Source organism: Ruegeria sp. C2, assembly GCF_056537765.1.
This window is the reverse complement of sequence record NZ_JBQFRZ010000008.1, coordinates 1-13,273: the sequence shown is the minus strand read 5'-3', so window position 1 is coordinate 13,273 and position 13,273 is coordinate 1. Positions and strand designations below refer to the sequence as shown.

Below are 13,273 nucleotides of genomic sequence, written 5' to 3'. Positions count from 1 at the left end.
TTGCGATGCCTTCGTCGCCCTCTACAGCGCTCAGCCCGCTCGCATCGCCTCGGGCGGCAATTTGATCGGGAACTTGGATCGAACCTCTTCATCCACCTTGCCGCCAAAGTAGTTTGGATAGTGATTGGACAGGATATCCTCCACTATCGACCGACTCCGCTCGAACATATCCTGACGACCGGCTTTCTCCCAGGTATCGGTTAGCTCCCGGTCCATCAGGGTCGGGTAGACATACTCGGTTTCCATGTATTGTAAGGTCTGCGCGTTGCCGAGGAAATGACCGGGGTCGATTGCGCATTCATGGATGACATCGATCGAAAGCGTGTCGTCGCTCACTTCAATCCCGCGAAGCGTTCGCGAGATCATGCCCGCAGCCTCGTTATCGATGACCATGGACTCAAAGCTACACCCCATCAGGCTGCCAACCATCCCGCCAAACTCGCAGAGCCGGTTGGCTCCGGCATGGGCCGCCAAAGCGAAGGTCAGCGCCTTTTCCAGACCGTATTGCGCATCGGGGATCTTGGAATCCGTCATGCCACATCCGACACTGGTGGGCAGGTTGTAGAAGTTACCCATCTGGATGGCCGCAGCTGAAATCAGTGCCTGCTCACCGCTGCCGCCTGTAAAGGAGCCTGTGCGCAGATCGGTGATGAAGGGCCAAGCCGCAAAGACCACTGGGGTCCCCGGGTTGATCAGGTTGGCGATGGCGACGCAGGATAGGGTTTCAGCTACAGCCTGCGCCAAGGTGCCCGCCAGCGGCGCAGGCGACGTCGCCCCGGCCTGCGGCGGGACAGCCAAGTCGCAAACCAACCCCATCTTCGCTGTATCAATCAGGATTTCCAGATTTTCCCGCCCGAACCTTAGCGGCGAAACGATGGGGCAGCCTCCAAAAATGACCGAGGGTTTTTCAAGAAACTTGCCCTCGCCACCCGATGCCAGATCGAACAGATGGATCGCGTCCTGAATATGCTCGCGCGTACGGAACGTCAGGCAAGATGGCTTCTCGCTACCCGCCAAGATGGCGTAGAGCATGCTCATATCGTGCTCGTAGTCCTGCGGCACATCCGTTGCCAGAACCGTATCACCGGTCATGTGAATGTTGTCGAGCCGGTCGACCAGGCGAGTGAAATCGTAAATATCCTTGAGCGTTGATGGCCGGTAACTGCGCGTGTCCGCATCGAATGTAGTCACCGCCGTTCCGGAGTTTGCGTAATACACCTTGTCCTTGGTGCAGTGCATGTCGTCCTTGCCCGCCCGCGATCCGCGCGCGTGCACATAGAATTCACTGGCGGCCTTGGCCAAAAGGTCTTCCACCAGGGTGCGGGGAAAACACAGCCTGCCATGCGCGTTCACCGTTGCACCTTTGGGTAACACGAGATCGAGAACCTCTTGCGTGGGGTCCCCTACCCCGGTGCGTTCCAGAATACAGAGCGCAGCTTCGTGAATACGCGCCATATCGGCGTCCGACAGTGGTTTGTATCGCCCACCCGAAATGCCCGGCCAGATTGCCTGCGAGGCGGCATTGCTGGTCCGCACGGCGGCTCGCGCTTCACGCCCGCCCCCGCGCCGTCTTGATCTGCGCTGCGTTAACTCTGTCATGGTTTTCTCCGAATTCTGAGCGTGTCAGATCATGCTGAAATAGTTGCGATAGAAGCCGGGAATGCTCCATTCCATCTCGGACAGCGGTCCCGGCACGAAGCGGTGGGAGTTTACGCCTTCCTGATTGTGACGGATGATCCGTTCGTCATCGAGCGATGTGACATGCCACAGCCATGTCAGGGCATCCTTATCATAATCGCGACCCTCTTCAGCATCGCCGCGCACGTACCAGACAATCTGAATATCAGTTTCCTGCAAGGCACGCGGGACAAACCGATACCCAACCACGTGATCTGCATAGACGAGGAAGTAGTTCAGCGTCCCAATCCCCAGATCGGTGGCTCCGCCATCATGAGTTTTTAACTCACCCAAGGGTGGTGCCAGTGGGGCGCCGTCCTTGCTGCCAGTCAAATAGCCGGGGAATAGCGGGTAGCGCCGCCAATAGACATCTGCACCCGGCGCGACCGCGTTTTCTCCGGTCACGTCCAACTCCTCCAAGGGAATTCCGGCTTCTTCCATCCGCTCAAGAAGAGCCCCACTGAACTCCAGAACCTGAGCGGGGTCTTTCAGCGAATGGCTGCGTGAATAGTCCTGATGGGATGGCGCGCAGTGATAACATTCCAAATAATTCTCCAAGGCCAGTTTCCAGTTCGCAGGAACCGGATACGAGGCTTCATGGGCGACTTTCAGATTCTCAAAATCGAACGGCTTTGACAGAGGGGCCAACCTCTCCAACGCAGCATCCAGCGACGGGGCGTCTTCTGCTGTGCAGACAAAAATCAGACCTTGGAAGATCTTCACCTGAACCGGAAACAACCCATATTGACCCGGATCAAAATCCGACCCCATTGACCGTCCGTTTCGTAGCTTACCATTCAGGTCAAAAGTCCACGCATGATAGGGGCATATGAAGTTGCGCGCCTTGCCCTTTTGTTCAATGCAAACCCGCGATCCCCGGTGGCGGCAAACGTTCAGATGCGCACGCACCTCGCCCTCGCGATCCCGAACGACAATGATGGACTCGGGCCCATAGTCGAACAGGAAGTAGTCACCGGCTTCGGTAATCTGGCTGACATGGCCGACCCAGATCCAGTTGCGGTTCCAGAACGTTCGGATATCGTTTTCGTATACTGCCTGAGACGTATAGAAATGACGCGGCAAAGCGAACCCTTCCCGCTGCGCGTCCATCAAGTCGCGCATTACTTGCAAGTCATCCTTTGGCATAGCGCACCTCACTCAGTTTCAAGGGAAACGACCTCCCGACGGAAAAACTCGCGGTCGATATGATCCGGATCGCGTTCGAAGTTTCGGGCTGCCATGTGACCAGAATAAACGGCGTCCGCTATCAATCCGGGGTTCGAGGCATCCCCGATCAATTCCAACGTAGTCAGCTGGTTGTCGGGCAAGCTTCGCAGCTCATCGTAAAGGGTGGTTTCGCGCGCGCGCTGCGTCACCAACACCACAGAGCCGCATTCGATGGATTGTTCTCGCCCTGTATAAGCGCACCGCAATGTCGCCTGACCGGGCGCGACGCTGGCCAAGGTTTGTGACAACAGCAGCCGAACGCCTTTTTCCAGTAGGCTGCGCTGTACTTTGGTCTGTTCCAGCGTCAACTCGGTAAACGGCGAAACCATTGAGGCCGGCGTTGCAAAGACGATCTCTTGCCCGGCCTGAGCCAGGTGATCCGCCAGCACTCCGCCGAGATAAGCTTGATCATCATCGTAGACCATAATTGAGCCGTCCGCCGGCATTATCCCGGACATGACGTCGTCCGGCGTGAAAACCTGAGAGCCTGCGCCTATTGAAACGCCCTGAAACGCGGATTTCCCGCGACCATCGCGCCGCCATATTGCCCCGGTTGCCAAAAAGACGTTCGGAATGCCCAGTTCAACAACCTCACTTGCTGACAAGCGGCTGTCGGTAAACAGCTGAACATTTCCGCGTTGCTGCAGGTCGTAGATTCTGTGATCCGTCACGCGTTTCCAGGCGGATAGCCCGGTCAGGCCAGACTCCTGCAACACGCGGCCACCAAGCTCTTGTTTCGCTTCGGCCAGGGTGACCTCGTAGCCCCGGCGCGCCAGCTGCATGGCGCATTCAAGACCGGCTGGCCCACCGCCAACAACAAGCGCGGATTCCTCTTTTCCACGGCGCTCTATGATCTCAGGATGCCATTTTCGCCGCCACTCTTCGCCCATCGTCGGGTTTTGCGTACACCGGATAGGAACGCCCAGCGCATCGGATGAAACGCAGATGTTACAGCCGATACACTCGCGAATTTCTTCGACGCGACCCTCTTTGATTTTGTTGGGAAGAAATGGATCGGCAATCGATGGACGTGCTGCGCCGATAAAATCAAGAATGCCCCTCCTGACCAGCGATACCATCAAATCCGGGGAAGAAAGTCGCCCGACACCTACAACGGGCTTGGAGGTCACCTGTTTGACGAATTCGATGTATGAGGTTTGAAAGCCGTCTCGAGGCTCAAAGCGAGTTGTCGCAGAGTCGTTGCTCCAATCCGCAACGTTTACGTCCCACAAATCCGGCAACTCTGCCAGCAACTCGACAACAGCACGACCTTCTTCCCGCGCTTGCATCCCATCGGACCCGAGCATTTCATCAACCGCGAAACGGATGGCGATGGCGCAATCGTCCCCAACCTCTTCTTTGGTCTCTTCCAGAAGTTCTCGTGTTAGCCGCACCCGGTTCTCTAACGAGCCGCCGTATTCATCGGTCCGGTCATTGAACTGCGGCAACAAAAAGTGGTGCGGCAGGGTCATGTGATGCCCGGCATACACATACACAACGTCAAAGCCTGCCTCGCGCGAGCGCCGTGCTGCCGCGCGGTGCCATTTGCGAAACTCGCGAATGTCAGACTTGTCCATCGCCCGTGCCTGCTTTGGGTAGGCGGTTTGTAAGGAGAGTTCTGAAGGCGCCAGTAAGGGCGCCCGGCTCAGGTGGTTTTGCGCATGGTGGCCGTTATGCGCCAACTCAATGGCCGCCAGTGAACCCTTGTCATGCACCGCTTCGGTCATAAGGCGAAGCGCCGGAATATCCCGCTCGTCCCAAAGCCGGTTTTCGGCATAAGGGGACAGATCAGACGTGGGGTGAATTTCCGTCTCCTGATTGGACACAACAGCCCAACCACCTTCGGCCTTCATCGCCCGCATGGCGGCTTCGGCCTGCGGTCTTAAATGCCCCATGCCATTGCAGTGGGGCACTTGGTAGAAACGGTTTCGGGCTGTCACCGGCCCGATCTGAACCGGTTCGAAGAGAACAGAGTATCCGTCAGCGCCTGACATCGCCGCGCTTCCTCCAGAAAAATTGGAAATATTTCTGCCGGAATGGAAGGGCCGCTTGCCCTGCCATTCCCTGCTGTGTCGTTAAGGTGTTTTTAGAAGCCTGCTTTGATGCGTTCGAACTCCTTCAACATCTTGGCTTCAAGCTCGGGGTTTACCGCGTCGAAGAACAGGCTGCCGTCAAAGAAGCTGTCAACGTCCGAGAACCCATAGGTTTCGATCAGCGCTGGATCCGCCTGCGCAAACGCGTCCTCGTTGGAATGGGCATACCCCCAGCTTTCGATGATGTATTTGCCGCTTGCAGCAGAGCTGAGCGCGTTCAGCATGTCATAGACCTGCTCGTCGGATTGTTTGGAGGACTTCAAATGCACATAGCCACACACCCACGTGGCAATGCCCTTATCCACATCGCGCATCATGACCGCGGGCGTCTCATTCCAGATCAGGTTCAGCTCTGATTGGTTCCAACCCCAACCCAGCGTAACCTCTCCGCTGGCGATTGCCTGATCCAACTGACCCGCATCAGACCAATAAAAGCGAATATTGGGGTGTATGGCACGCAGGTAATCCGCCGCTTTCTGGAATTCCTCGTCGCTCATATCGGTATAGCTGGAGGCACCGGTTGCCAGCGCGGCCATGGCAAAGGCGCTGGAGGCGGCGTCCGGAATGGCAACTTTGCCCTGATAGGCAGGGTCCATCAGCAATTGCAGCGATACATCATCCGCCGAAATCATATCGGTGCGATAGATCAGACCCGTGTTGCCCCACTCGAACGGCACCATGTAGGTCTGCCCGTCAATCGTGATGCCGTCGACCTCTTTGATCTTGGGCATCAGCTTGTCCCAGTTTGCCAGCTTGCTGGTGTCGATCGGCTTAAGCATATCCGCCGCAACCCACTTTCTCAGCGCGTCTGTGCAGGGATGGGCCAGATCAGCCTCAAACCCGGATTGAAGCTTGGTAAACGCCTCTTCCACGCTGCCGAAATAGGTATAGCTGGGTGCGCCGCCGTATTTTTCGACATAATCGCCGTAGAAGCCCTGATCCTCATATCCGGACCAGTCAAAGACGGTCAGATCGGCTGCATTGGCCAGCGCTTGGTTGGCGGTAAAGGTGGCAATGACTGCTGCCGTAAGTGATGCTGTTTTATTCATGTGTCTCCTCCCAAAGATTCACGTTTGCCTAAGTCGATTACCGAGGCGCTTTGAACGCCAAGCCAGACGGTATCGCCTCGGGTGTGATCGACTGTGTGAAAGTAGTTTGGTACTGCGACGGCGATGCTTTCGGGCAGTCCGTCAATACGCACGTAATAGTGGACGCTCTCACCATAGAAGGCGACGTCCGACACCTCGCCCTGTACATAAGCGTCATACCCATCCGGCTGTTTCGCGCTGATCTCCAATTGCTCGGGCCGAACGCCGACCAGCAGTTCCTTGTCATGCACCTGAACATTGGGGTTCACCCCGATCGTCATCCGGCCAAAACCCTGAACATCTACTTCCAACGCTTCCGAATTCTCAGCCGTCACCTCAGCATTCAGAAAGTTCATTCCGCCGATGAAAGACGCCACTTCGCGATTACATGGCTGAGAATACAGGACCTCCGGCTTGTCGACCTGCTTGAGCTGTCCGGCGAACATGACACCGATCCGATCAGACATGGTCATCGCCTCGTACTGGTCATGCGTGACCATCACGAAGGTAATTCCAAGCTTTTGCTGAAGGCGGCGCATTTCCAGCTGCATGGCTTCGCGCAGGTTCTTGTCCAACGCGGAAAGGGGCTCATCCAACAGCAGCACCTTCGGCCGCATAACCAGCGCACGAGCGAGCGCCACACGCTGGCGCTGGCCGCCCGACAACTCATTGGCCTTGCGGTCCTGCAAGCCGCCAAGCTCGACCATCTCAAGCGCTTCGGCGACGCGCTCGTTGATTTCCTTGCGCGAGAGCTTTGTCTTGCGCAAGCCGAACCCGACATTGTCGCCAACATTCAGGTGCGGAAAGATTGCATAACTTTGAAACACCATATTGGTGGGACGTTTGTTGGCAGGCACCTCTCCCATCGTCCGACCATCGATCCGAATCTCGCCCTCTTCGTGATCCTGAAAACCTGCAATGATACGCAAAGCCGTTGTCTTTCCGCAGCCCGAAGGACCAAGCAGCGAAAAGAACTCACCCTCTTTCAACGTGAGGTTCAGATCGGACACAGCCACAAAGGAGCCAAAGCGTTTTTCGACGCCCTGAATTTCGATGATGTTCTGTTCGCTCATCATATTCGTTTCCTTTGGCTTCAATCCGAGGATTGTGTGGAACGGCGGCGGAAATACTCAGCAATCAACAACAGCAGGACTGAGGACATCAAAAGCAGCGACCCCAGTGCCAGTGTGTTGGGCAGTTTTGCCGGGAAGCGAATCTGGCTCCAGATATAAACTGGCAGGGTTGGGCTGTTGCCAGACAGGAAGAAGGCCAGCACGAACTCGTCGAAAGACACGGTGAACGTAACCAGTAGGCTGGCGATGATGCCGGGCGCAACAATCGGCAGAGTGACACGCCGAAACGTTCCGACAACGCTTTCGCCGAGGTCAAAGGCCGCTTCTTCCAGAGACTGATCGAAATCGTCAAAGGCGGATTTCATGATCGAGACCGCAAACGGTAGAGCCACAAATACATGGCCAAGGATCACGGTTGTCAGCGATGGTTTCAGCCCGATGCTGATGAACAGTACCAGCATGGAACTGGCCACGATAATGCCGGGGATGACCAACGGAAGCATGACCAGCCCTTCGGACACTTCCCGTCCCGCGAAACGGTACCGAACATAGGCCCGCGCGGCGAACAGCCCCAAAGACGTTGCCATCAGAGCGGTCACACACCCGACGATCAGCGAATTGACCATCGCCTGTAGCAGCGTGTCCTGCTGACCCAACTGCGCGTACCACTTCAGCGTGAACCCTTTGAGCGGGAAGGCCACGATGGTTCCGTCGTTAAACGAAAACAGCGGCAAAAGCAGAACCGGCAAATAGAGAAACACCAGGTAAGCGACGGCATAGACAAGCAGCCAAGGGATACGAAATGCCTTGCTCATCGGATTCTCCGCCCCAGTGCGGTGACGACCACCACGAACAGGATTGCGACGCAGCCAACCGAAAGCATGGCAAGCAGAGACAGGGTTGCGCCCAACGGCCAGTTATTGGCGGCACCGAATTGCACCTGAATCAAATTGGCCACCATTTTGCCCTGCGATCCACCGACCAGAGCCGGGGTGACGTAATCCCCCACCGTAGGGATGAAAATGATAAGACAAGCCGCAATGATCCCCGGCACTGTCAGGGGCAAAGTCACGCGGACAAACCTTTCGAGTTTGCTGCAACCTAAATCCGTCGCGGCTTCCAAAAGGCTGCGGTCGATCTTTTGGAGCGACACATAAATCGGCAGGATCGCAAATGGAGCCCAGGCGTGGGCGAGCGTCAGGACGACGGCGAATTCGTTATAGAGCAGGAATGTCAGCGGTTCCTGTATCAGCCCCAAAGAAATCAAAGCCGAGTTCATCACACCGTTAAAGCCGAGGATCAGCTTCCAACTGAACACCCGCAGCAGATAGCTGCTCCAAAACGGAATGGTGATTAGCAATAGCCAAAGCGTCTTCTTTTGCGTCCGAAACGCGATGAAATAAGCAATCGGATAGGCCAGACAGACGGTCGCCAGCGTCACCGCACCCGCAATCGCAACCGACCGGATCATCAGATGCCGAACCAAGGGGTCCGTGAACGCCTCTTGGTAATTCGCCCAGGTCAGTGTGCGGTCAATCTCGACATAGGTCTGGGTCCAGAAACTGTAGGCGACAAGAATGCAAAGAGGCACAGCAACAAGTAGGCCGACATAGAGCGTCGCAGGTGCGCTCAGTGCCAGGCCCTTGCCCGTTTCACTTCTTATGACTCCGGCCATACTTCCCTGCTGAACTTTGTTTTCGGTGGCGCAACGACATTCATCACAAAATGGACAATCGTCCATTTAAATCTGGAATTTTCGGACTGGCTGTGTCAACTGATATTTTCACAAGCAGGGCTGGCCAATTTCGCATGAACCGCTAGAAGGCACCGCAAGAGACTGAAAACAAACAGAACCGCCTGACCAAATGACTGGAAGACGCCAAGAAATTCGCGAACGGAACCGCCTGTCTCTGATCGAGGCAGTACTCGACTCGGTTGCCGAGAAGGGAATTTCCGAGACCTCAGTCAGTGAAATCATTCAACGTGCCGAGTTATCCCGCGGTATGATTCACCTTCATTTCGGCGGCAAAGACAACCTCGTGGATGCAGCTGCCCGTCACTCGTCCGAACAATACTACAGTGGCATCAACTCTTTGCTGGAAACGACCGGACAAACTGGCCAGGAACATATCGAGATGATTGTTCGGGGTGATTTGAGCGAAACCATCCTCAACAAGAAGAATGTCTCCATTTGGTATGCATTTCGAGGTGAGGCCCGAAACAGAGCCGCAATCGCTGCCTTCTCAGACACGCGCGATGCAAAGCTTCGAAATCTGGTTTTCAACGCTTTCGCTCGCATTGCGAAAGAAGCTGAACTCGAAGACCCCAATCAGGTCGCACGCGACGCAACTCATGGCACACTCGCAATGCTGGAAGGTATGTGGACCGACTACCTGCTCCATCCGGATTCATTTGATCGTAACGAGGCAATGAGAATTGTGTTCCGATTTTTACGAGCGATGTTCCCCAAGCACTTTGACCTGAGCGGCGCCTTGATGTTCGGATGAATATCTAACGCTAAGTGCCTATCTGACCACTTCTGAATAGGCTAATTTCCATCCTTTAAGTATCTGACGTCCGCACCAATGGGGCAGTATAAGGCGATCCCACATAAGAGAGCTTCTCGCTCTTCTAAACCGTCAAGAAACGGAGGCGAGAAAGAAACCCAGATTCAAGCCGAGTCGCGGCGGGAGCATCGTAAAGGACATTCGTCGTTTGACCCTTAAGCGATATCCAGATCGATGAAGCCGCTCTCGACAATCCGCCTAGGGTCCTCCCAGTATCAAAGCACATGGTTGACGGCCTTACCCATATCGCACTCTCCCAGATGACCCGGCTTTATCTGGTGCAATCATTCCTTAAGTCGGTCTAATAATCTACTCGCGCTTTATCTGACTTCTGGCAGTCAAATCGACATAAGCCACTTCTTGAAAATTCTCACGCATTCCCGCTCCTGATCGCCCGGGCGGCAGACGAAGTAGAGCCCACGATCCAGCGGAACACGGCTATCATCAAGACGGATCAGTCGACCAAGTTTCAAGTCTCTCTCTGCCAAGAGATGTCTTGCCAAGGCCACGCCTTGTCCGTCAATCGCCGCCTCCAACAGAACGGCACTGTCGACGTATTTGATACTTTGCGAGTTGATCTGATCTGCGTTCAGCCCGACTTGCACAGCCCAGGTTTCCCATCCAACGTTGAAAGCATCGTGCAATAGTGGGAGAGCAGCCACGTCTTCGGCACGCATTGGTCGCTTTGCTTGGTCAACAAGGGACGGCGCCGCCACGACAATCAGTTCCTCATGTCTTATTTGCTCATGATACAACCCATCCCAGCCGGGTTCTCCAAACCGCAGAGCTACATCGACCTCGGATGTTTCAAAATCTGCATAGGCATCATTTGTGTCCAGCAACAGTGCGATACCCGGATGCTCTTGCTGAAACGAGCTTAGTAACGGAACAAGCCATTTGAGCGCCAGCGATGTTGACAGGGACACTGTAATCGACTGGCGGTGATGTAATCGCTTCACCTCCGTCACGCCCAATTGCAATGCAGAAAACGCGCTGCGTGTCGATTGATGCAGGCGCTCCCCGGCGGTGGTCAGTTCAACGCCATTGGGGCGGCGGTGAAAGAGCGTCACGCCAAGATGCAGTTCCAGCAACTTGATTTGCCGGCTGATCGCCCCGTGGGTAACGTTCAGAACATCCGCTGCCTTAGTCAGGCTGGAATGGGTTGCGGTTTCGTCAAAGGCCTGAAGCGCCCTAAGATGTCTGAGGTTTTCCATCATGTGAGAAAATCTAACAGCAATGTTCTAAAAATTCGATAGGCACCCTGAAGTTTGAGAAGTTATACTGATCTCAACCTAGTAAATCTCACACCCAATGCGCCCAGAGGGAGTAAACACTATGCCCGAAGTCAAAGTTGCGCTGATGACAGGTACAGGACAAGGCATTGGCCGGGGCTGCGCCATTGAAATGGCAAAGGCTGGCTACAAAGTCTCGCTGATGTCCCCCTCCAACCGTTCTGTCGAACTGGCGGAAGAACTTGGAGGTATAGGTCGCCGCGGCTCTGTTTTGGATGTCGATGATTTGCAAGCGATGATCGATAGCACCATGAGCAGGTATGGCCGGATTGATGCAATTGTCAGCAACATGGGCCACGGCGGAACAGTGCCGGAAGCCATCAAAACCGTCAGCTTCGATCCTGATTTCGATGGGCCACTATTGGAACTCAGTGACGCGTTGTGGCACGAAAGCCTAGACATGTATGTGCTGAATGTCGTGAAGATTGCCCGTATCGTCACGCCCATTCTGATTGAACAAGGCGGGGGTGCTTTCGTAAACATCTCGTCCATGAATGCGGTTGAGCCACGCGCGCCCTATCCCATGAGTATGTTGCGCGGCGCTTTGCACAGTTTCTCGAAGCTTTACGGGGATCGGTATGCGCGGCACAACATTCGCATGAACAACCTGTTGCCTGGTTTTTGCGAGAACGTGAACCTGTCTGAGGAAGCTCGCAGGTCCATCCCGGCGCAGCGGCCTGCGACGTTCGAAGAAATTGGACAAGCCTGCGTGTTTCTTGCCAGCGATGGAGCCCGGTATATCAACGGTCAGAGTATACTGTCCGACGGCGGGATGAACCGCGCAGTTCGTTAGAGAATAGGTGATGATAAATGATTGTTACGGCACTCTCAGATATCCTTGGTACAGATCGAGACGTTTCCGGTCCGGGTTGGAATAGCAGAAGGTTACTGCTTGTCTCGGATGGGATGGGGTTCTCGCTGACGGATACGATCATCAAAAAAGGTATCGTGCTTGAGCTTGAATACACCCATCATCTAGAGGCGTGTTACTGTATCGAGGGCCTAGGGCAGATCAGAGCGTCTTGCGATGAAACCTGGCATTCCCTTGAACCATTCACCCTCTATGCTTTGGATCAAAATGACCGGCACTTAGTGCAAGCGACAGACGCTGATCTGCGACTTGTCTGCGTATTTAATCCACCGCTTAGCGGTCGCGAAGTTCACCGCGAAGACGGAAGCTATGCACCAGTTGAACTATGAAAACACAATAGGTTCCTTCCGAACGCGGAATTCGGCACTTTAAGATCTCTGCAGTAATTGCAGGGAACGCGCACGTCTTTGTTTCACATACGATATGTTACTTGAAAACGATCCAATCTGGGCATTGAGCGCATCTGTAAATCCTGCAACGCTTCCTCCTCAGAGTCGATCTATGTTGACGCATCAGGGTGAAGCTGTCGAGCTGACCCGAACGGCCAAGGCGTTCCATGATGCCGGATACACCGTCCTGATGTTCGATGCCCGGAACCATGGGGGGCGATCAAGGCGCCGTCCCATTCGCTATGGGAACTCAGCAAGACAGCCATGATTTCGTGGCAGCTGTGGATTTTGTAACCAGCTTTCCTGGCTATGAAAACGCCTCCATCAGCGTGACTGGCCTGTGTTGCAGGGCCAGTGTATTGCCCGGTGCCTTTGCGTTGAAAGATGGTCTTGCCAGCCGCGCAAATGTCAAAGCCATCGTGATCATTCAACCCGGCACATGGGGCCAATTCATGCGCAGGGTCATGAAGGATGCCATGGTAGACGAGATCAACCGCCAGCTTATCGAAGCGGGCACCGATGACATGGATATGGACAGCAAGTCCCATACGGCATCGTATCAACGTGTCCGTTATGCTGATGCACAACCAGAACCGCCCGATGGGCAACCAGCCTAGGATAGCTCCATGACCAGTTTGAGCCGTAAGGACACAAATATGAATTTCCGTATTGGCGCGTGGCGCCAATATAGGCTTTAGATGCCTATGCCGGAAGACGCCAATTTGAGGGTCAGATGCAACGCTTACGGTCAGTTGTAACGCGTACGATTTTTCTGGGGTGCCTAACTTTGCTGTGAGGCGTAGCACCGGGCGCTAAGGCCGCAAACACGAAAAGCGCCCCTTGGGGCGCTAAGTACTTGATATCTGACTGGAAGTATTGGTTGCGGGAGTAGGATTTGAACCTACGACCTTCAGGTTATGAGCCTGCCGAGGTTTGATCGTTAAGCAAACAGTCCGGTGGACTGTTTGTAGATCGAACGGGTTGTTTGGATTTTGG

The 13,273-nt window shown here is 54.9% G+C and carries 12 protein-coding genes; 4 read left to right on the top strand and 8 right to left on the bottom strand.

The window, feature by feature from the left end; translation table 11 throughout:
* Positions 1 to 30: 30 nt before the first annotated feature.
* The 7 genes from ACR0IV_RS18145 to ACR0IV_RS18115 all read right to left on the bottom strand — a co-directional run bounded on the left by ACR0IV_RS18145 (position 31) and on the right by ACR0IV_RS18115 (position 8,833).
* Positions 31 to 1,599, bottom strand: coding sequence for a trimethylamine methyltransferase family protein (locus tag ACR0IV_RS18145; protein ID WP_480660319.1), 1,569 nt, complete (start codon positions 1,597 to 1,599; stop codon positions 31 to 33).
* A 24-nt stretch (positions 1,600 to 1,623) separates the two neighbouring features.
* Positions 1,624 to 2,823 carry an aromatic ring-hydroxylating oxygenase subunit alpha gene (locus ACR0IV_RS18140; protein WP_480660321.1) on the bottom strand — a complete coding sequence of 400 codons (1,200 nt, stop codon included), beginning with the start codon at positions 2,821 to 2,823 and terminating at the stop codon, positions 1,624 to 1,626.
* Positions 2,824 to 2,831: 8 nt separating this feature from the next.
* Positions 2,832 to 4,898 (bottom strand): FAD-dependent oxidoreductase, encoded by a 2,067-nt coding sequence (locus ACR0IV_RS18135; RefSeq protein WP_480660323.1) that lies wholly within the window; start codon positions 4,896 to 4,898, stop codon positions 2,832 to 2,834.
* Between the two features lie 92 nt (positions 4,899 to 4,990).
* Positions 4,991 to 6,046: an ABC transporter substrate-binding protein gene (locus ACR0IV_RS18130; protein WP_480468895.1), complete on the bottom strand. Its 1,056-nt coding sequence runs from the start codon at positions 6,044 to 6,046 to the stop codon at positions 4,991 to 4,993.
* On the bottom strand, positions 6,043 to 7,158 hold the full coding sequence (locus ACR0IV_RS18125; protein ID WP_480660325.1) for an ABC transporter ATP-binding protein: 1,116 nt from the start codon (positions 7,156 to 7,158) through the stop codon (positions 6,043 to 6,045). Before ACR0IV_RS18125 ends, ACR0IV_RS18130 begins: the two co-directional genes overlap by 4 nt.
* A 20-nt stretch (positions 7,159 to 7,178) precedes the next feature.
* Entirely contained in the window at positions 7,179 to 7,973 is a 795-nt protein-coding gene (locus tag ACR0IV_RS18120; protein ID WP_480468893.1) for an ABC transporter permease, read from the bottom strand.
* Entirely contained in the window at positions 7,970 to 8,833 is an 864-nt protein-coding gene (locus tag ACR0IV_RS18115) for an ABC transporter permease (protein ID WP_480468892.1), read from the bottom strand. Before ACR0IV_RS18115 ends, ACR0IV_RS18120 begins: the two co-directional genes overlap by 4 nt.
* Positions 8,834 to 9,023: 190 nt before the next feature.
* Here ACR0IV_RS18115 and ACR0IV_RS18110 point away from each other — a divergent pair, with 190 nt between their 5' ends.
* Positions 9,024 to 9,665, top strand: a complete 642-nt coding sequence (locus ACR0IV_RS18110) for a TetR family transcriptional regulator C-terminal domain-containing protein (protein ID WP_480660328.1) — start codon at positions 9,024 to 9,026, stop codon at positions 9,663 to 9,665.
* Positions 9,666 to 10,063: 398 nt separating this feature from the next.
* Here the strand turns inward: ACR0IV_RS18110 and ACR0IV_RS18105 are convergent, their stop codons facing one another.
* Entirely contained in the window at positions 10,064 to 10,939 is an 876-nt protein-coding gene (locus ACR0IV_RS18105; protein ID WP_480660330.1) for a LysR substrate-binding domain-containing protein, read from the bottom strand.
* A 121-nt stretch (positions 10,940 to 11,060) separates the two neighbouring features.
* On the opposite strand from ACR0IV_RS18105, the gene ACR0IV_RS18100 reads away from it, so the two are divergent.
* From ACR0IV_RS18100 to ACR0IV_RS18090, 3 genes are all read left to right on the top strand, one after another.
* A complete protein-coding gene (locus ACR0IV_RS18100; protein ID WP_480660332.1) occupies positions 11,061 to 11,810 on the top strand; it encodes an SDR family oxidoreductase in 750 nt (249 codons plus the stop codon).
* 17 nt (positions 11,811 to 11,827) lie between these two features.
* On the top strand, positions 11,828 to 12,217 hold the full coding sequence (locus tag ACR0IV_RS18095; RefSeq protein WP_480660334.1) for an ectoine synthase: 390 nt from the start codon (positions 11,828 to 11,830) through the stop codon (positions 12,215 to 12,217).
* A 257-nt stretch (positions 12,218 to 12,474) separates the two neighbouring features.
* The gene (locus ACR0IV_RS18090; RefSeq protein ID WP_480692813.1) at positions 12,475 to 12,894 is read left to right on the top strand and encodes a hypothetical protein; all 420 of its coding nucleotides are present in this window, start codon (positions 12,475 to 12,477) and stop codon (positions 12,892 to 12,894) included.
* Positions 12,895 to 13,273: the final 379 nt, after the last annotated feature.